This window comes from Streptomyces sp. NPDC090798, from assembly GCF_044768965.1.
Taxonomy (GTDB): Bacteria; Actinomycetota; Actinomycetes; order Streptomycetales; family Streptomycetaceae; genus Streptomyces.
In genome coordinates this window covers 504,943-523,891 of sequence record NZ_JBIVXA010000003.1, presented here as the reverse complement: position 1 = coordinate 523,891, position 18,949 = coordinate 504,943, and the positions used below count along the sequence as shown (strand labels likewise).

The following is an 18,949-nucleotide window of genomic DNA, read 5'->3' as shown; positions in this document are numbered from 1 at the left end:
GACCTACGAAGGAGAGACCGCACCTCATGACCCCTATCGACCTCAACGCCGACCTCGGCGAAGGCTTCGGCCGCTGGCGGCTGACCGACGACGAACAACTGCTGTCCGTCGTCACCAGCGCCAATGTGGCCTGCGGCTTCCACGCCGGGGACCCGGCCACCATGCGGCGGGTGTGCGAGCTGGCGGCCGAGCGGGGTGTACGGATCGGCGCCCAGGTCTCCTACCGCGACCTGGCGGGGTTCGGGCGGCGCGCGATGGACGTGCCGCCCGACGAGCTGGCGGCCGAAGTGGCCTATCAGATCGGCGCCTTGGAGGTCTTCGCACGCGCGGCCGGGGCGCGCGTGTCGTACGTGAAACCGCACGGCGCGCTCTACAACCGTGTCGTGCACGACGAGGAGCAGGCGGCGGCGGTCGTCGAGGGCGTGCTGCTCGCGGACGCCGCCCTGCCCGTCCTCGGACTCCCGTCCTCCCGGTTCCTGAAGCTGGCCGAGCAGGCCGGACTGCCCACCGCCACGGAGGCGTTCGCGGACCGCGCCTACACCGAGCAGGGCACCCTGGTGCCCCGCACCCAGGCCGACGCGGTGATCACGGACGCGGAGGCGGTCGTCGAACGCTCGCTGGGCCTGGCCCGCTTCGGCATGGTCACGTCCCACTCCGGGGCGCGCATCCCGGTCCGCGCCCGCTCCTTGTGCCTGCACGGCGACACCCCGGGCGCGGTGGACCTGGCACGACGGGTCCGCGCGCGTCTGGAGTCCTCGGGCGTCCGCGTGAAGGCCTTCGTATGAGGGCTGTTCCGGCCGCCGACGACACGAAGACATCTCCGGCGACCGGCGGCACGAGGGCGCTGCCGGTCGGTGACCACGCCCTGCTCGTCGAGGTCTGCTCGGGCGCGGCGGCCCAGGCCCTGCACGCCGAACTGCTGCGCCGCCGCGCCGAGGGCTCGCTCTCGGCCGCGGAGATCGTCCCCGCGGCCCGCACGGTCCTCCTGGACGGTCTGGAAGACCCCCGGCGGCTGGCGGAACAGCTCCCCGGGTGGGAGATCCCACCGCACGCCGCGCGCGCTGAGGAAGCGGTCGAGATCCCCGTACGGTACGACGGTCCCGATCTGGCGGATGTCGCGGCTCTGTGGGGAGTGCCCGAGCACGAGGTGTCCACGATCCACGCGGCGGCCGAGTTCCGTGTCGCCTTCTGCGGGTTCGCGCCGGGCTTCGGCTATCTCACGGGGCTGCCGACCCGGTACGACGTGCCGCGCCGGGTGACTCCGCGGACGGCGGTTCCGGCGGGTTCCGTGGCGCTCGCGGGCCCGTACACGGGCGTGTACCCACGCTCCTCGCCGGGTGGCTGGCAGTTGATCGGCACGACGGAAGCGGTGCTGTGGGACCACGCGCGCGTGCCGGCCGCGCTGCTCGCCCCGGGGACGCGCGTCCGGTTCGTACCGGTGGGGTGCTCATGACCGACCGGGCCCTCGCCGTCATGCGCGCCGGGGCCCTGACCACCGTCCAGGACCGGGGCCGCCCCGGCCACGCCCACCTCGGCGTACCCCGCTCCGGCGCGCTGGACGCGCCCGCCGCGGCGCTGGCCAACCGGCTCGTCGGCAACCCCTTCGAGGCGGCCGTACTGGAGACGACGCTCAACGGATGCGCCCTGCGTCCGCGTTCGGTGGTCACCGTGGCCGTCACGGGCGCGCCCTGCCCGGTCACGGTGGACGGCCGTCCGGCGCCGTGGGGAGCGCCCGTGCGCGTCCTGGCCGGAGCGCTGCTGGACATCGGCCCGGCCCGCGCGGGGGTACGCAGTTATGTGGCCGTCGCCGGCGGAGTGGCCGTGGATCCGGTCCTCGGCAGCCGCTCCACGGACCTCCTCTCGGGGCTCGGTCCGCCGCCGCTCACGGACGGCGCGGTGCTGCCTCTGGGGCGCCCCGACGGCGTGCACACACGCGTGGACGTGGTCCCGCATCCGGGGCCGCCCTCGGAGCTGGTCCTGCGGGTGACTCCGGGCCCGCGCGACGACTGGTTCACACCCTCGGCCCTGCGGACCCTGGCGAGGGGCACCTACCGGGTGTCCTCCGCGAGCAACCGCATAGGACTGCGTACGGAAGGGCCCTCACTGGAGAGGGCCGTTTCCGGCGAACTCCCCAGTGAGGGCATGGTGCTGGGCGCCGTACAGGTACCGCCCGACGGCGGACCGGTCGTCTTCCTCGCCGACCATCCGACCACCGGGGGATACCCGGTGATCGCGGTGGTCCGTGGCGCCGACCTCCCCGCGGCCGCTCAGGCGGTCCCGGGTACGCCGGTGCGCTTCATGGTCGTACGCCGCCGCTGACGAGCTGCGGCCCACCGGCTCGAACCGTCATGCCGCGTCCGGCTGTTCCGCCACCGACAGGGCGGCCAGCGCGGACGCCACGGCGTGCGAGGCGCTGAGGTCGAGCCGGGCGCTGGTGCCGCGCGCCCGGTGGCGCACCTCGGCGGCGGCCAGGGTGAGCAGTTGCGGCAGCAGGTCGGTGCACCGCCGGGCCACCCACCCCGTCCCCGCGGTGGCCAGCCACCACAGACTGGCCGACCGTGTGGGCGCGGGGAACTCCGGCTCGGCCGAGGGGGTGTCCCCGGTGGCGATGCCCTCCTGTGCGAGCAACGCGTGGAAGCGCAGGGCGAGTTGTCGATGACCCCGCTCCCCCGGGTGTAGCCGGTCCGCGCTCCACATCGCGCGGTCCGTCAGCCAGGCGCCCTCCGCCGCGTGCAGATGCACGGCTCCATGGCGCTCGGACAGGGCGTGCACGACCGCGTTGACGGCCCGCTGCCGCCGGGCCAGGGGCCTGGCCAGCACCCCCGGCAGCCCGAGCATCGCGCCGGGGTCGGGCAGACAGGCGGTCAGCAGGACGGCGTCCTGGACCCGGAACGCCGCGTACACCCGGTCGAGCCGCGCGGCCACGGCGTGGATGTCGAAGGTGCAGCGAAGGGTGTCGTTCACCCCGATCACGACGGACACCACATCCGGACCCAGGGCCAGCGCCGCCGGGGTCTGCCGTTCCAGGACGTCGCGCGTCTGGGCCCCGCTGACCGCGAGGTTGGTGAACTCCACGGACGTGTCCGCGCCGTCGGACAGCCCGTCGACGAGCAGCGCGGCCCAGCCCCGCCAGGTCTCGCCGACGGGGTCGCCCACGCCCTCGGTCAGCGAGTCACCGAGGGCGACGAACCGAAGGGGTCTCATCCGACGCCCTCCTGGAGGCGGGGCCGGGACTCGACCACCGCGTCGTGCGCGGCGAGGAACGCCTCCACGGCGGTGCCCCAGCCGAAACACTCCGCACGCGCGCGTGCGGCTTCCCTGCGCGCGGCCTCGGGGCGCCCCAGGAGCAGGCGTACCGCGTCCGCGAAGGAGTCCCCGCTGTCCGCGGCGGTGGCTCCGGCGGACCCGACCACCTCCGGCAGCGCCGACACCGCGCTGGCCACCACGGGCGTACCGCAGGCCATCGCCTCCAGGGCGGCCAGCCCGAACGTCTCGGCAGGCCCGGGTGCCAGGCACACGTCGGCGGAGGCCTGCAACGCGCCGAGCAGCGCGCGGTCGGCGACATGCCCGAGGAAGGTGACGGGCAGCCGCCGCTCCCGGGCCCGCTGTTCGAGCCTGGCCCGCAGCGGCCCGTCCCCGGCGACGACGAGCACGGCACGCTCGCCGCGCCGCAGCAGCGCCTCCAGCGCGTCGAGCGCCGTACCGGGCCGCTTCTCGACGGACAGCCGGGAGCACAGCACGAGCAGCACCTCGTCCGCGCGCGCGTACCGCTCGCGCACCACGCCATCGCGCAGCCCGGGGTGCCGGCCGACCAGGTCGACGCCCAGCGGGGCCCGTACGACATTGCGGGCCCCGATACGGACGAACTCGCGCTCCGCGAACTCCGTGGTGCACACGACCCGCGCGTAGGTGTGCGCGGTACGGATGTTGAGGGCGTCGGCGGCCCTGCGGGCCATCCCCTCGGAGAGCCCCCAGGTCCGCAGCACGCCGTCGGCGGTCTCGTGGGAGACCATGACCGCGGGCACCCGGGCGCGCCGCGCCCAGACCCCGGTCCAGCGCAGGGTGGTCCGGTCGGAGACCTCGAGGCGGTCGGGCGCGAGCGACTCCAGGACGCGGACGACCCGCCGCCTGTCCGTGAGGACGCGATAGCCGCCGGTTCCGGGCAGCAGCGGCCCGGGCAGCGTGATGATCCGCCCCTGCTCGGTCTCGCGATCGGTGGCCCGCTCGCCGGGGACGATGAGCACGGGCTCGTGTCCGGCGGCCAGATAGCCGCTGCCGAGCTCCCGCAGGGCGGTGCGCAGACCGCCCGACGCGGGGGCGACGAAGTTGGCCAGCCGTACGATGCGCAGGCTCATGCCGCCACCACCGTCCGCGCGGAGAGCACGTCGGCGTAGTGGTCGATGAGCTGGTCGCCGACGGCCGCCCAGGTGCGGCCCTCGACGGTGGCCCGCCCGGCGGCGCCGTAGGCCGCTCGCAGCGCCGGATCGGCGGCGAGCGCCCCCACCGCGTCGCGCACGGCGGCCTCGTCGCGGGGTGGCACCAGCAGCCCCGTACGGCCGTGTGCGACCAGGTCCAGCGGTCCGCCCGCGGCGGGTGCGACGACCGGTACGCCGCTGGCCATGGCCTCCTGGACGGTCTGGCAGAAGGTCTCGAAGGGGCCGGTGTGCGCGAAGACGTCCAGGGAGGCGAAGATCCGGGCGAGTTCGTCCCCGGTGCGACGCCCGAGGAAGACGGCGCCGGGAAGCGCCTCGCGCAGGGTCGTCTCGCTGGGCCCGTCGCCCACGATCACGACGCGTACGCCTTCCAGGCCGCAGGCTCCGGCGAGCAGTTCGACCTGCTTCTCGGGGGCGAGCCGGCCGACGTAGCCGACGATCAGCTCACCGTTCGGCGCCAGTTCGCGCCTGAGGGCCTCGTCGCGGTGCTCGGGGCGGAAGCGGACGGTGTCCACGCCGCGCGGCCACAGCCGCACCCGGGGCACACCGTGTGCCTCCAGGTCGTGCAGGGCCGCGCTGGACGGGGCGAGCGTCCGGTCGGCGGCGGCGTGGACGGAGCGTATGCGCCGCCAGGCGGTGGCTTCGCCCGCGCCCACGTACGTACGGGCGTAACCGGCGAGGTCGGTCTGGTAGACGGCGACGGCGGGGACGCCGAGCCGGGCGGCGGCCGCCATGCCGCGCACGCCGAGGATGAAGGGACTGGCCAGGTGGACGATGTCGGCGCGGTGTTCGGTGATCGCGGCGGCGACGCGTCGGCTGGGGAGAGCGACGCGGACCTGGGGGTAGCCGGGGAGCGGGAGGGAGGGGACACGGACGACGGGGCACGGCGCGAGGGCGTCGGGCCCGTGCCCGGCCGCGGTGGCCGGGGCGACGACGAGGGGAGCGTGACCGCGATCGACGAGGTGCCGGGCGGTCTGGAGCGCGCAGTGGGCCACGCCGTTCACATCGGGGGGAAAGGATTCGGTCACGATGACGACACGCATACCCGTGTTGTCGCCGTGCCGGACGTGGCCGCGTCAACGTCGATCTTTCCTGCCGGGGAACGCCCCGTGAGCGTTGTACTGCACGCTTTTCCAGGTCAGCCCGCGGCCACGCCCTCCTGACCCCCGAGTCACTTCGCGTTCATACGGCGGGTGCGTCGGGCCCGATCCGGCTGCGTACGGCTGTCTGTACTTCCGCTTCCTCGGCCGGATCCGACGCCAGCCGCCGCAACTGATCGACGACGCGCGCGTCACCGGTTTCGGCGTGTCGTGCGGCCACCTCGCGGGTCGACTCCTCGCAGTCCCACAGACACTCGACGGCGAAGCCGGCGGGGAAGGAGGGGTCGGTGGCGGCGAGGGCGCGGGCGGCTCGCCCGCGCAGATGGGACGACGCCGTCTCGCGGTAGACATGGCGCAGTACGGGTGCGGCGCAGACGATGCCGAGGCGTCCGGCTCCGTCGACGAGGGTCCAGAGTGTGGGTGCGTCGGGGCCTTCGCCGCGTACGGCCTCACGCAGGGCGCCCAGCACCAGTTCGCTGTCCTTGGTGCCGCCCCGGCAGGCGAGCATCCGTCCCGCGGCGGCGCCGAGGGCGTCGGGCCGCCCGGCCCACCGTCGGGCCCGGTCGACGGCGGCGACACTGCGCATACGTTCGAAAGCGTCGACGGCGGCCTCCCCGACGGTCGCCGTGCCGCCGGTCGCGGCGGCCTCGATCAGATCGAGAGCGTCCGGATCGTTGCTGTCGGCGAGGTAGCGCAGGGCGGTGCAGCGGGCTCCGTCGCCGCCGTCCCGGGCGGCCTGGAGAATCTCGGGCCGGTCCTCGGGGCCCGCGACGGCCGTGAGACAGCGCGCGGCCGGCACATGGAGTGCGGCTCCGCGGTCCAGGCCCTGCTGGGCCCACTCGAACACGGCCCGCACGCTCCACCCCGGACGTGGTCCGGTGGGGCGCAGTTGCCGTTGCCATCGATCGAAGGAGCCCTGTTCCTGGGCGGCACGCACCCGCGCGGCGATGGATTCGCGGGAGTCGTCCGCCCACAGCCGCCAGGGCCGGGGCTCGAAGGCGTCGCGCACCTGGGCGACGAGCGCGGCCTCCCCCTCCGGATCGGCCGGGAAGCGGGCGAGGACGGGCACGGCGAGTGCACGCAGACCCGCGTCGTCGTCGCGCAGGGCCAGCTCGTCCAGGGCCCAGGCCCAGTTGGTGCCCGAGGCGGCGTACCTGCGCAGCAGTTCCAGGGCGTCCCGCCTGCCGTACGAGGCGAGGTGGCCGAGGACCGCGAGGGCGAGCCCTGTGCGTGACTCGCAGTCGTCGAGGATGTCCTCGGCGTCGAAGAGGTGCCGCTCGATCTCGTCGAGCTCACCGCTCAGATCGAGATAGAGACGGGCGTAGTACAGGGAGCGGTTCTCCACCTGCCAGTCGTGGCGGGGGTCGCGCAGCACACAGTGGTTCAGTGCCGCGAGCGCTTCGGCTCGCGGTGCGGTGAGCGCGTGCAGCGTGCCGTCGCCGCGGCCCCTCTGGAGCAGGCCGAGCAGCGTACCGCTGGGCGCTATGACCGGATCGAACATGGGAAACAGCCTCACATCAAGCGTCGACGCAACCGGGATCCTGCATTACCTGGCCGCGTGACAACACGTCGGAGCGCCCGCCGTTTCTTGCTTGCTGTAGACCATCTTCCTCTGCCTCTCGTTGATGGGCCCATACGGGGCCGCGTCACGGCCCGCGCGGTGCGGCAACACCTGCCCAGCCATCGCGTCCGTGAATCACGACGTCATGATGACTCGGCAGTTCTTCCTGCCGCGACCGTATTTCCGGCGGCCCCGTACCGCCTCCCCCGTTTTCGGTGTTGTACCTGGTCAGCGCGGACGGATCAGCGCGCGCCGAACAATTCCAGTAGTTCCGTCTTGCCGAACATCCGGGCGGTGTCGACGGCCGAGGGGGTGCCCGCGGCCGGGTCGGCGCCACCGTCCAAAAGCGCGCGGATGACCGCCGTCTCGCCCTTGAAAACGGCCCCCGCGAGAGGGGTCTGGCCGCGGTCGTTGATGCGGTCGGCCTCGGCGCCGCGCTCCAGCAGGGCGCGTACCGCCTCGGCGTGGCCGTGGTAGGCGGCGAGCATCACCAGCGAGTCACCGCGGTCGTTGGTGAGGTTGGCCGGAACACCCGCGTCGACGTACGCCACGAGCGCCTCGGTCTCCCCTCGGCGCGCCAGATCGAAGATCTTGGTCGCCAGCTCCACGACTTCGGGGTCGGGGGCTTCACTCATCGGCCGGACCACCTCTCACAAGGACAACGGCAGCTACGTCATGGGGGACTGCGGGAGCGTACGACAGCGGGTGGGCTGTCATGCGCAGGTCCGTACGACAGCGATGTGTGCGGCCGTACGGGTGATTCGCCAGCGTACTGGCTCCGACGGCACATGACCGGCGTCGGCCGAGGCAAAGATCACCACAAGCCCGTACAAGAGCCGACAGGAGACAACAGACCTGCTCAGGGGGCCCGGAACGGCTCCGCCGACTGGATGAAATCAGCCGGAATTCACTCAGTTGCACCTTTTATCGTATGGATACATCCTGTGATCCTGGAAGTACTCATGGTGACTGTCCCCACGAACCAGGAGAGCACAAATGATTCTGTCCATCTCAGGCGTCGTCCTGCTCGGCATCATCGTCTTCCTCTTCTTCCGCAAGGACGGGCTCAAGGCGTCGCACGCCATGGTGTCCTCGCTCTTCGGTTTCTACCTCGCCAGCACGGCCATCGCGCCGAGCATCAAGGCAGGCGGGGAGAGCCTGGCGAGCCTCCTCGGCGGGATCAAGTTCTGACGTCCCTGCCCATCGCACGCACCTTCAGGAGACAGCAGTGGCCCGGCGCCCTCTCCCCCGCATCCTCAGCAACGGCAGCGCACAGATCGCCCGAAGCCGGGAGCTGGCCCGAACGGCGGCCGACAGCGCCACCGACGTCCTCCATCCACTGATCACGGTCACCCGTGGACTGCGCCGGCTGGCAGCCGTCGGCGGGCGCAAGTGGGCCGCCACCCCCAAGGACCGGCGCGGGCCGCTGCTGTTCCTGGTGGCCTCGGTGATCCTGGTCGTGGCGCTGGTGCCGTACGGACCGCTGCTCGCCGCCATCACGCTGATGGCGGCGGCAGCGTGGACGGGCCGTCAGCCGGCCTCGTCGGAGCCCACGGGCCCCGACGAGGCGCAGATCCAACGGCTTCAGTCGTTGTACGACGCACTCGTCCCGTACTTCTCCGTGGCCGAGGACCCGGCCCCTCTGTACGCCCACGGCGGCGACTGGGAGAAGGCCTTCCCCACGCACGACTTCGACGACGACGGGCGCGTGTCCCGGCTGCTCATCCGCTACCCCGCGTACTTCACGGACGGCGAGGCGGAGTCCCGGGCCCGGATCGAGCAGCTTCTGCACGCCAAGTCGGGCCGCGGTCGCGAGTACCACTTCGACTGGGACGAGGAGGGCAACGAGCTCACCGTCACCGTCCTCCCGCCGCTGCCCACCGACATCGCCGCCCAGCGATTCGTCACCTCACCCGGCGAGACGGTCCTTGGCTTCACCGACCCGGCCGACGTCCAGCGCACCCTGCCCCTCACCTACGGTGAGGAACAGCGCGACGTTCCCCCGGTCGTCTGGCGCACCGGCATCCGTTCCACCGAGCCGCACCTGCTGATCGCCGGCAATCCCGGCAGCGGCACGACCACCCTCATGCGTTCCATCGCCCTCCAGGCGCTTCAGTACGGCGATGTCGTCATCGTCGAGGGCGGTGGCACCGGCGAGTACGCGTGCCTGACGGGCCGGGCCGGCGTCCTCGCCGTCGAGTCCGGCCTCGCCGGGGCGCTCGCGAGTCTGGAGTGGGCCGCGAACGAGACGGAGCGGCGGCTGATCTCCGCCAACCGTGCGCGGCAGGCGGGGCACCCGGCCCCCGACGACACCAAGAACCCCCTGTGGATCCTGCTCGACCGGCCGAGCGCGCTCGGACACTTCGCCGCCGCCGACGGCCGCAACGATCCCCAGGCACTCCTTCAGGTCCCGCTCCGGCACGGGCGCGCGGCGGGCGTCACCGTCGTCATCGCCGAGCAGTTCGAGGACCTCGAGGCGCTCAGTGAGGCCGTGCAGCAGCACACCCGCGCGCGCGTGGTCCTCGGTCCGGCGTCTCCGGTCCAGCTGGAAGCCGTCCTGGGCGCTCCACCGCACACCACTCCGACGCGGGAGGTGCCGCCCGGCCGCGGGTACGCCCGGCTCGGCGCGGGTCCCGTCCTGCGCCTCCAGGTTCCGGCTACGCCGGACCCCTACGACGACGCCACCAGCGAGACCCATCGACGCGCCGTCCTCGACCTGCTGCCGGAACGCACGACTCCGGCAGAGGCGGAGCCGGTCCCCGCGGAGGCCGCGGTAGCGGAGACCTGAGGCCGGGCATGTTCTTCGGCTGCGGGTGGGTGGGGGCCGGTCGCGCAGTTCCCCGCGCCCCTAAAAACTCCCAACGCTAGGCCACGAACGTGCGGGGGGCTTCGCTGCCTCCGGTGGCGCCCGCTTTCACCAGGTGCGCCGCCGCGGCCAACCGGACCGCCGCCTCCTCGGCCACCGCGCCCCCCACGGTGAACGGCAGCCGCACATACCCTTCGAAGGCGCCGTCGACACCGAACCGCGGCCCGGAGGGCACCCGTACCCCCACCCGTTCGCCCGCCTCGGCGATCCGCGAGCCGGACAGGCCGCCGGTGCGCACCCACAGCGTCAGCCCGCCCCGCGGAACAGTGAACTCCCAGTCGGGCAGCTCACGGCGCACGGCGGTGACGAGCGCGTCCCGGTTCTCCCGGGCCTGCGCACGCCGGATCTCCACGGCCCGCTCCCAACCCCCGGTGCTGAACAGCCAGTTCACGGCCAGCTGCTCCAGCACGGGCGTTCCGAGGTCGGCGTACGCGCGCGCGGAGACGAGACTGCGGATGACATCGGGGGCCGCACGGACCCACCCGATCCGCATCCCCGCCCAGAACGCCTTGCTGGCCGACCCCACGGTGATCACCGTGGACCCGGAGGGGTCGAAGCCGCACACGGGGCGGGGCATCGACAGCCCCTCCTCCAGATACAGCTCGCTCATCGTTTCGTCGACCACCAGTACGGTCCCCGCCGACCGCGCCGCGTCCACCAGGCGGCGCCGCTGGTCCTCGTCCGCGAGGGCTCCCGTCGGGTTGTGGAAGTCGGCGACGACGTACGCGAGCCGGGGCGCGGCGTCGCGCAGGACCTGGCGCCAACGCTCCACGTCCCATCCGGCGAGCCCCTCGGCCATGGCGACGGGGACGAGCCGGGCGCCCGCCTCCCGCATCAGCTGGAGGATGTTGGCGTAGGAGGGGGACTCGACGGCGATGCGTTCGCCGCGCCCGGCGAAGAGATGACAGATGGCGTCGATCGCGCCCATCGCGCCGGTCGTCACCATGATCTGCTCGGGCATGGTCGGAATGCCGCGCGCGGTGTACCCCTCGGCGATCATCGCGCGCAGCGCGGGCAGCCCCGCCGGATAGTCGCCGTGCGTGTGCGCGTATGGTGGCAGCTCCTCCAGGGCGCCCTGCACGGCACGGGTGAGCCAGGGCTCCGGCGCGGGGAGTGACGCGCAGCCGAGGTCGATCATGGAACCGAGGGCCTCGGGCGGCAGCGGTTCGAGGCCGCGCGCGGGCAGCGGGTTCCCGGCGGGGACGGCGGTCCAACTGCCCGCTCCCCTGCGGGACTCCAGGAACCCTTCGCCGCGCAGCGCCTCGTACGCCGCGGCGACCGTCGTACGGCTGACGGAGAGGGACAGCGCGAGCTCCCGCTCGGCGGGCAGCCGCGCGGCGACCGGAACCCGGCCTTCGAGGACGAGCAGCCGGATGCCGTCGGCGAGCGCGCGATAGGCGGGCGGACGGCGGGTGCCGGGCCCCGCGGGGCGCTCCTGCTGGGAGTTGAGCAGCCGGGCGAGCTGCGCGGCGCCCATCGCTGAAGTCCACTGCGTCATGGTTCCCAGTCCACCTTCCCCGGATTGGCCTTGGATGGCGTCTTCCTTCAGGCCACAGAATGTCATGAGCCAGGCCACTGGCACCACCGCGGGTCATCACGGGCCATCACGGGTCATCACCACAGGGGGCACCTCTTGTCCACACACCCCGACTCCCCACACCGGGAACGCACGGGATCCGGGCGACGGCTTCCTCATCGCCTCGCCCAGCTGTACGTGGGCCTCGCGCTGTACGGGGCGAGTTCGGCCCTGCTGGTGGAGTCGGGCCTCGGTCTGGAGCCCTGGAACGTGCTGCACCAGGGACTCGCCGAACTGACCGGTCTGACCATCGGCGTGGTGTCGATCTTCGTGGGCGCGGCGGTGCTGCTCCTGTGGATCCCGCTGCGCCAGCGCCCCGGCCTCGGCACGGTCTCCAACGTGTTCGTGGTCGGCATCGCCATGGACGGCACCCTCGCCCTGGTGCCGGACGCCCACACCCTGGTCGTACGGATTCCGCTGCTCGTGGCGGGCATCGTGCTGAACGGCGTGGCGACGGGCCTGTACATCTCGGCCAGTTTCGGTCCGGGTCCGCGTGACGGTCTGATGACGGGCCTGCACCGGCGTACAGGGCGCTCGGTACGGCTGGTGCGCACGGTCCTGGAAGTGGCGGTCGTCGCGGGCGGATTCGCGCTCGGCGGCACGGTCGGCATCGGCACGGTGCTGTACGCCGTCGCGATCGGGCCGCTCGCCCAGCTCTTCCTGCGTGTGTTCGCCGTCCGCCCGGCACCGGGCGGAAGCACCGTCGTCGCCGTCGGTCAACCGGAGCGAGCGATACTTCCAGGGTGAGCCCGCGCATACGCCACCCGTACCTCGACCACCCCGGCCCGATCGCCTTCGCCCACCGGGGCGGCGCGGCGGACGGTCTGGAGAACACCGTCGTCCAGTTCCGCCGCGCCGTGGAAACGGGCTACCGCTACATCGAGACGGATGTGCACGCGACGTCGGACGGCAAGCTCGTCGCCTTCCACGACGCGACCCTGGACCGGGTGACCGACGGCGCGGGCCGGATCGCGGACCTCCCCTGGGCGGACATACGCCACGCGCGCGTGGCGGGCAAGGAACCGGTCCCCCTCTTCGAGGAGCTCCTCGAAACCTTCCCCGACGTCCGCTGGAACGTCGACGTCAAGACCGAGCCCGCCCTGCACCCCCTGCTGAACCTCATCGGCCGTCTCGACGCCTGGGACCGCGTCTGCGTCGGCTCGTTCTCCGAGGCGCGGGTCTTCCGCGCCCAGCGTCTGGCCGGACCTCGTCTGGCGACCTCGTACGGCACCAAGGGTGTCGTGGGGCTGCGGCTGCGCTCATACGGCATCCCGGCCGCGCTGCGCGACTCGGCGATCGCCGCCCAGGTGCCCGAGTCCCAGTCGGGCGTGCCGGTGGTCGACCGGCGCTTCGTGCGCGCCGCCCACGCGCGCGGCCTGCAGGTCCACGTGTGGACGGTCAACGAAGCCGATCGGATGCACCGGCTCCTGGACCTGGGCGTCGATGGCATCATGACCGATCACATCGACACGCTGCGCAGGGTCCTGGAGGACCGGGGCACCTGGGTCTGAGCCCTCTCGCGCGGTCCGTTCAGCGGGAAGCGAGGGGGCACGGGTGGGCACCGAAACCGTGCGGGCACGGGCGACCGACGAGGTCACCGAACGGCGGCGCGAGCAGCGCGGCTGGTACTTCTACGACTGGGCGTGCTCCGTCTACTCGACGAGCGTGCTCACCGTGTTCCTGGGCCCCTATCTCACGTCCGTCGCCAAGCACGCGGCGGACGCGGACGGCTTCGTCCATCCTCTGGGCATCCCGGTCCGCGCCGGCTCCTTCTTCGCCTACGCGGTCTCGGCGTCCGTCATTCTGTCGATCTTCGTGATGCCGATGGCCGGCGCGGCCGCCGACCGCACCGGCCGCAAGAAGCCCCTGCTCGCGCTCTGCGCCTATCTGGGCGCCGCGGCCACCACCGGCATGTTCTTCCTGGACGGCGACCGCTATCTGCTCGGCGGTCTGCTGCTGATCGTCGCCAATGCCTCGGTGGCCGTGTCGATGGTGCTGTACAACTCCTACCTGCCGCAGATCGCCCCGCCCGAGGAGCGTGACGCGGTCTCGTCCCGCGGCTGGGCCTTCGGCTACGCGGCGGGCTCGCTCATGCTGGTCGTGAACCTGGTCCTGTACTCGGCCCACGACTCCTTCGGTGTCTCCGAGTCCACGGCCGTCCGCATCTGTCTGGCCTCGGCGGGCATCTGGTGGGGCGCCTTCACCCTCGTACCGCTGAAGCGACTGCGGGACCGGCCCACGGCAGCCGCGGGTCAGGCGCCGGGGCACGGATGGCGGCAGTTGGCGGCCACCGTTCGCGACATGCGGGGCAAACCGCTCACCCTCGCCTTCCTGTTCGCCTACCTCGTCTACAACGACGGCATCCAGACGGTCATCTCGCAGGCGTCGGTGTACGGATCGGAGGAGCTCGATCTGAGCCAGTCGACCCTGATCGTCGCCGTGCTGCTGGTGCAGGTGCTCGCGGTCGGGGGCGCCCTGGGGATGGGACGGCTCGCACGGACGTACGGCGCGAAGCGCACGATCCTCGGCTCGCTCGTCGCCTGGACCGTGACGCTGGGCGCCGGGTACTTCCTGCCGGCGGGCGCGCCCGTCTGGTTCTTCGTCCTGGCCGCCGGGATCGGCCTGGTCCTGGGCGGCAGCCAGGCGCTCTCGCGCTCGCTGTTCTCCCATCTGGTTCCGAGCGGGAAGGAGGCCGAGTACTTCTCCGCGTACGAGATGAGCGACCGGGGGATGAGCTGGCTCGGCCCGCTTCTGTTCGGTTTGACCTACCAGCTGACGGGAAGTTATCGGGACGCGATCATCTCGCTCGTGGCCTTCTTCGTCATCGGATTCGTGCTGCTGGCGAGGGTTCCGGTGCGGCAGGCCGTGCACGACGCGGGTAATCCCGTACCGGACAGGATTTAGCACCTGAGGCCAAAGGCCGGTAGTGTACGCGTTTGGCCTGCCAGGCGTACCGTTACTGCGCGTCAAAGATACTGAAGCGTTGGGTGACATCTGCTGCCAGATGTGACAAACCGGGCGCCGGTGGGTACAACAAGGGGCGGCTACGACGGCGACGCATGACCCGGAACGGGAATCTTTACCGCCGACCGGACGTTGACCGGATGACGACGACAGCGACACCTGTCCTGTGGGCGACAAGCCCGGGAGGCACGATTCATGAGTGAGCGAGCTCTTCGCGGCACGCGCCTCGTGGTGACCAGCTACGAGACGGACCGCGGCATCGACCTGGCCCCGCGCCAGGCCGTGGAGTACGCATGCGAGAAGGGGCACCGGTTTGAGATGCCCTTCTCGGTCGAGGCGGAGATTCCGCCGGAGTGGGAGTGCAAGGTCTGCGGGGCCCAGGCACTCCTGGTGGACGGCGACGGCCCTGAGGAAAAGAAGGCCAAGCCCGCGCGTACGCATTGGGACATGCTGATGGAGCGGCGCACCCGAGAGGAGCTCGAAGAGGTCCTCGAGGAGCGCCTGGCTGTTCTGCGCTCCGGCGCGATGAACATCGCGGTGCATCCGCGGGACAGCCGCAAGTCCGCGTAACCCCTCCGGGGGTTGGGCGGCATACCACGCACGCAGCCGCGAGCCCCGTACGCAAGTCGTACGGGGCCCGCGGCTCTGTGCGTTGTGCGCGTGACGGTGCCCCCGTCCGAGCCCGTGGGTCTCACCCGCGGGCCGGTGGGGGCTGGTCGCGCGGTTCCCCGCGCCCCTGAAGGGGCGCGATGGCCGGCGCCGGTCAGCGATTCAGCGGCGGACGCGGGCCCGGGTCCGCCGTCGGGTGCTCTTCCCTGATGACCTCGCCCTGGACGACCTTGCCGTCGGGGCGATGGATACGGGCCTGCTGGAAGGCGTCACCGACGCTGCCCGGCGCGGCCTCACGGATCTTGCGGTCGATGGTGCGCTCGGCGTAACGGCTCAGGGCCTTCTGGACGGGCGGGATCAGCAGGAGCAGGCCCAGCGCGTCGGAGATGAGCCCGGGGATCATCAGGAGCAGACCGCCGAGCATCATCAGCCCGTTGCCGTTGCCGCCCCCGCTCGTGGGGGCGGCCCCGCTCTGCTGCTGTTGCAGCGTCTCAGTGAGGTTGCGGAAGGCACGGCGGCCGGCCCGCTTGATGACCACGGAACCGAGGATGAAACCGGCGACCAGCAGCAGGAAGACCGCGAAACCGCTCGCCGCGCCCGCGACCACGGTCAGGAGCCAGATCTCCAGCACCAGCCAGACGGCGATGCCGAGCGGCAGGTAGCTGCGCAGCCGGGATCGCCGCGGCCGCGCGGGGTATGTGGGAGTCGGTGCGCCAGTCGTCATGCACCCAGTGTGCCTGGGCACAGCTCAGTATGGGATAAGCGGATGATCAGCCGTAGCTGTGGAGTGAAGTGAGGGCGAAGTGGGAGTGGGGGGCGGGCCCACCCGGGCCGCCCCCCACTCCACAAGCGCTCCTACGACATGCGCTTCCGGCCGGTGATCCGGCCGACCCGCTCCCCCACGCCCCACGTGGTGACCCGCCACAGCGCCTCCACGAGGATGTCGCGGCTCATCTTGGAGTCGCCGAGCTCGCGCTCGACGAAGGTGATGGGCACCTCGACGACGTGGAAACCGGACTTGACCGCGCGCCGGGCCAGGTCCACCTGAAAGCAGTACCCCTGGGACGCGACCTCACCGAGTCCGAGACCTTCGAGGGTCTCGCGGCGGAAGGCGCGGAAGCCTCCGGTGACGTCCCGGATCGGCACGTCGAGCATGAGCCGGGAGTACATGCTGCCGCCGCGCGAGATGAACTCGCGGGACTTGGGCCAGTTCACGACCCGCCCGCCCGGCACCCAGCGCGACCCCAGCACGAGGTCGGCGCCCTTGAGCGCGGTCAGCAGCCGGGGCAGTTCCTCGGGCTGGTGCGAGCCGTCCGCGTCCATCTCCACGAGGACGCCGTAGCCGTGCTCCATGCCCCAGGCGAAGCCCGCGAGATACGCGGCGCCCAGGCCTTCCTTGCCCTTGCGGTGCAGCACCTGGACGTGGTCGTCCTCGGCGGCCAGCTCGTCGGCGAGCTTGCCCGTGCCGTCCGGGCTGTTGTCGTCCGCCACGAGAACGTGTGCATCGGGCACCGAGGCTCGTACCCGGCCGACGATCTTCTTGATGTTCTCCGCCTCGTTGTAGGTCGGGATGATCACCAAGGCCGTGCCGAGCGGGCCGAACTGCCTCCCCTTGGCTCCTGCCGCGAGGGTCCCGTCGCCGTCGTTCACTACTGCCCCTTCATGTCCGTACGCAGGGGTCCACCATAGTGGCCGCAGCCTGCACTGACGCGTCGGCGCGTTAGTACGGGGGTGTCGATTCGGCAAGAGCCGGGTAAGAGTGAGCCCGTCGCGCCGGAGCACCGTACTGCGGATCGGGGCCCGGCGCCCTTCGGGCCGACCTGGGACCCGCTGGCTGCGGGTCGACCGAAAGCCGTTGTCTACTGGACGTCCGGGCCCCACCCGGGTCACACCCTTCCGACAGGCATGAACGTTCCCTCGCCGTCGCACTGGCGCTGAGCCTGGCTCCCAGTGGTGGTGCGCCGGTGCGGCACACCACCCCTGACCCAGCGGCGCTCCGGCGACTGCGTGGAAGTTCTCCGGTCGGACGTCCGGTGGTGGACCCGGCCGAACCTACCGGCCCCCCGAGGCCAGCTGTCAACACTCGTCTGACCTGCTGGTTTTCCCTCAATTACCTGGTCAGCGCAGAGGATGCGCAGGTCGCGCGACGGAGCGGCGGCGGATGATCACCGCAGCGCCACCCCGGGAGATCACTCGCCCGGCCGTACGTAGACCATCCGCCCGCCGACGACCGTACGCAGGCATACCGGCAGGTCGCCGCCGGGGCTCAGATCGGGCAGTCCAGGAGTACCCGAACGAGGGTCGGTCGACCAGCGGGCGACCCTGTCGTCGGGGGCTTGCACGACCAGTTCCTCGGTGCGCCACACGGCGTAGTCGGCGGGTGCGCCCGGCACCAGGACTCCCGCGTCGTCCCGTCCGATCGCCCGCCACCCGCCACGCGTATGCGCCGTGAACGCGGCACGCACGGAGACCCGGTGCTCCGGCGTGCGGTGGAAGGCGGCGGCGCGTACGGTGCCCCACGGGTCGAGGGGGGTGACGGGGCTGTCGGAACCGAAGGCCAGTGGCACGCCGGTGCGCAGCAGGGCCGCGAACGGGTTGAGGGCGCGGGCCCGCTCGGCACCCAGGCGCTGGGCGTACATGCCGTCCTCGCCGCCCCACAGCGCGTCGAAGGCGGGCTGCACGGAGGCGGTGAGGCCGAGCTCGGCGAAGCCTGCGATGGTCTCAGGGGTGAGCATCTCGGCGTGCTCGACGCGGTGCCGGGCGGCGCGCACGCGGGTCAGACCGACCTTCTCGGCGGCTGCGCGGACTCCCTCCACCACGGCGGTCACGGCTGCGTCCCCGATGGCGTGGAAGCCCGCCTGGAGGCCCGCTTCGGTACAGGCGACCACATGCGCGCAGACGGCGGCGGCGTCCAGGTAGGCGGTGCCGGTGTGGTCGGCGTCGGCGTACGGCTGGTGCAGGCAGGCGGTGTAAGAACCCAGGGACCCGTCGACGAAGAGGTCGCCCGCGGCGCCGATCGCACCCAGCGCCAGGGCCCTTTCGACATCCTGTTCGGCCCAGTAGCCGATGACCCGGGGCCCGGCTTCCTCTGCGGCGAGGCGCAGCAGTCCGGTGAAGTCGTCCTCGGAGGAGATCTCGGGGCCCGCGCACTCGTGCACGGATCCGATGCCGAGCGAGGCGGCGTGGGCGAGCGCGGCGCGCTGGGCCTCGGTGCGCTGGGCCGGGGTGACGGCGCCGAGCGCGGCGGCGCGCACGGCGTGGTGGGCGTCCCGGGTCAGGGGGCCTTCGGCGGCGTACCCCGCTCGTGCGGTGACCCCCGGGACCAGGTCCAGGAGCGCGGTGGTGACCACGGCGGAGTGCACGTCGATGCGGGAGAGGTAGAGCGGGCGGCCGGCGGCCGCCTCGTCGAGTTCGGCGCGCGACGGGGGCCGGCCGCCGGACCAGCGGGCCGCGTCCCAGCCGTGGCCGAGCAGCACCCGGTCGGCGGGACGGGCGGCGGCGAACTCGCGTACGAGGGCGAGGGCGGCGTCCAGGGAGGGCGCGCCGGACAGGTCGAGGCCGGTGAGCGCGAGCCCGGTGGAGGTGGTGTGGACGTGGGCGTCGGTGAACGCCGGGGTGACCAGTGCGCCTTCCAGGTCCACGACCTCGGCGACCCCGTCGGCGAAGGCGTCGGCCGCGCCCTCCGAGCCGACCCAGGCGATCTGTCCGCGTTCGACGACCATCGCCGTGGCGAAGGGATCGGCGGGGCTGTGGACTTCTCCACCGCGCAACAGCACGGTGTCCGACGTGGCGGTGCTCTCACTCATGGGGAACAGTCTCGCGCCTGCCGGTGTCCGGTCG

18 protein-coding genes are annotated in these 18,949 nt (G+C 72.4%); 9 read left to right on the top strand and 9 right to left on the bottom strand.

The features are described 5' to 3' along the window. Positions 1–26: 26 nt before the first annotated feature. The 3 genes from ACIQTP_RS09940 to ACIQTP_RS09930 are packed head-to-tail and all read left to right on the top strand — an operon-like array spanning position 27 to position 2,319. Complete coding sequence (locus ACIQTP_RS09940; RefSeq protein ID WP_403398045.1) at positions 27–785, top strand: LamB/YcsF family protein; 759 nt, start codon at positions 27–29, stop codon at positions 783–785. Next, positions 782–1,453: an allophanate hydrolase subunit 1 gene (locus tag ACIQTP_RS09935; protein ID WP_403398042.1), complete on the top strand. Its 672-nt coding sequence runs from the start codon at positions 782–784 to the stop codon at positions 1,451–1,453. Before ACIQTP_RS09940 ends, ACIQTP_RS09935 begins: the two co-directional genes overlap by 4 nt. Further along, positions 1,450–2,319 carry a biotin-dependent carboxyltransferase family protein gene (locus tag ACIQTP_RS09930; protein WP_403398040.1) on the top strand — a complete coding sequence of 290 codons (870 nt, stop codon included), beginning with the start codon at positions 1,450–1,452 and terminating at the stop codon, positions 2,317–2,319. The genes ACIQTP_RS09935 and ACIQTP_RS09930 overlap by 4 nt, the downstream gene beginning before the upstream one ends. 27 nt (positions 2,320–2,346) lie before the next feature. Here ACIQTP_RS09930 and ACIQTP_RS09925 read toward each other — a convergent pair whose 3' ends face one another. The 5 genes from ACIQTP_RS09925 to ACIQTP_RS09905 all read right to left on the bottom strand — a co-directional run bounded on the left by ACIQTP_RS09925 (position 2,347) and on the right by ACIQTP_RS09905 (position 7,729). Then, positions 2,347–3,204, bottom strand: a complete 858-nt coding sequence (locus ACIQTP_RS09925; protein WP_403398037.1) for an SGNH/GDSL hydrolase family protein — start codon at positions 3,202–3,204, stop codon at positions 2,347–2,349. After that, a complete protein-coding gene (locus ACIQTP_RS09920) occupies positions 3,201–4,355 on the bottom strand; it encodes a glycosyltransferase (RefSeq protein WP_403398035.1) in 1,155 nt (384 codons plus the stop codon). The genes ACIQTP_RS09925 and ACIQTP_RS09920 overlap by 4 nt, the downstream gene beginning before the upstream one ends. Next, complete coding sequence (locus ACIQTP_RS09915; protein WP_403398033.1) at positions 4,352–5,476, bottom strand: glycosyltransferase family 4 protein; 1,125 nt, start codon at positions 5,474–5,476, stop codon at positions 4,352–4,354. Before ACIQTP_RS09915 ends, ACIQTP_RS09920 begins: the two co-directional genes overlap by 4 nt. A gap of 139 nt (positions 5,477–5,615) precedes the next feature. After that, positions 5,616–7,034, bottom strand: coding sequence for a HEAT repeat domain-containing protein (locus tag ACIQTP_RS09910; RefSeq protein WP_101408285.1), 1,419 nt, complete (start codon positions 7,032–7,034; stop codon positions 5,616–5,618). A 302-nt stretch (positions 7,035–7,336) separates the two neighbouring features. After that, the gene (locus ACIQTP_RS09905; protein ID WP_403398030.1) at positions 7,337–7,729 is read right to left on the bottom strand and encodes an ankyrin repeat domain-containing protein; all 393 of its coding nucleotides are present in this window, start codon (positions 7,727–7,729) and stop codon (positions 7,337–7,339) included. Positions 7,730–8,090: 361 nt separating this feature from the next. Here ACIQTP_RS09905 and ACIQTP_RS09900 point away from each other — a divergent pair, with 361 nt between their 5' ends. Both ACIQTP_RS09900 and ACIQTP_RS09895 read left to right on the top strand, forming a co-directional pair. Next, the gene (locus ACIQTP_RS09900) at positions 8,091–8,285 is read left to right on the top strand and encodes a hypothetical protein (protein ID WP_054236250.1); all 195 of its coding nucleotides are present in this window, start codon (positions 8,091–8,093) and stop codon (positions 8,283–8,285) included. A gap of 37 nt (positions 8,286–8,322) precedes the next feature. After that, positions 8,323–9,882 (top strand): hypothetical protein, encoded by a 1,560-nt coding sequence (locus ACIQTP_RS09895; RefSeq protein WP_403398027.1) that lies wholly within the window; start codon positions 8,323–8,325, stop codon positions 9,880–9,882. 76 nt (positions 9,883–9,958) lie between these two features. Here ACIQTP_RS09895 and ACIQTP_RS09890 read toward each other — a convergent pair whose 3' ends face one another. Further along, the gene (locus ACIQTP_RS09890; protein WP_403398024.1) at positions 9,959–11,458 is read right to left on the bottom strand and encodes a PLP-dependent aminotransferase family protein; all 1,500 of its coding nucleotides are present in this window, start codon (positions 11,456–11,458) and stop codon (positions 9,959–9,961) included. A gap of 135 nt (positions 11,459–11,593) precedes the next feature. On the opposite strand from ACIQTP_RS09890, the gene ACIQTP_RS09885 reads away from it, so the two are divergent. The 4 genes from ACIQTP_RS09885 (at position 11,594) to ACIQTP_RS09870 (ending at position 15,070) form a co-directional block, all read left to right on the top strand. Next, entirely contained in the window at positions 11,594–12,283 is a 690-nt protein-coding gene (locus ACIQTP_RS09885) for a YitT family protein (RefSeq protein WP_403398021.1), read from the top strand. After that, positions 12,280–13,047 carry a glycerophosphodiester phosphodiesterase gene (locus ACIQTP_RS09880; RefSeq protein ID WP_403398020.1) on the top strand — a complete coding sequence of 256 codons (768 nt, stop codon included), beginning with the start codon at positions 12,280–12,282 and terminating at the stop codon, positions 13,045–13,047. Before ACIQTP_RS09885 ends, ACIQTP_RS09880 begins: the two co-directional genes overlap by 4 nt. Before the next feature lie 43 nt (positions 13,048–13,090). Further along, a complete protein-coding gene (locus ACIQTP_RS09875; RefSeq protein ID WP_403398018.1) occupies positions 13,091–14,440 on the top strand; it encodes an MFS transporter in 1,350 nt (449 codons plus the stop codon). 255 nt (positions 14,441–14,695) lie between these two features. Further along, positions 14,696–15,070, top strand: a complete 375-nt coding sequence (locus tag ACIQTP_RS09870; protein WP_003977404.1) for an RNA polymerase-binding protein RbpA — start codon at positions 14,696–14,698, stop codon at positions 15,068–15,070. A 193-nt stretch (positions 15,071–15,263) separates the two neighbouring features. Here ACIQTP_RS09870 and fxsA read toward each other — a convergent pair whose 3' ends face one another. From fxsA to ACIQTP_RS09855, 3 genes are all read right to left on the bottom strand, one after another. Beyond that, complete coding sequence (gene fxsA, locus ACIQTP_RS09865; protein WP_403398016.1) at positions 15,264–15,833, bottom strand: FxsA family membrane protein; 570 nt, start codon at positions 15,831–15,833, stop codon at positions 15,264–15,266. Between the two features lie 131 nt (positions 15,834–15,964). Then, positions 15,965–16,759, bottom strand: coding sequence for a polyprenol monophosphomannose synthase (locus ACIQTP_RS09860; protein ID WP_403398013.1), 795 nt, complete (start codon positions 16,757–16,759; stop codon positions 15,965–15,967). A gap of 539 nt (positions 16,760–17,298) precedes the next feature. After that, complete coding sequence (locus ACIQTP_RS09855; RefSeq protein ID WP_403398011.1) at positions 17,299–18,915, bottom strand: amidohydrolase; 1,617 nt, start codon at positions 18,913–18,915, stop codon at positions 17,299–17,301. Positions 18,916–18,949: the final 34 nt, after the last annotated feature.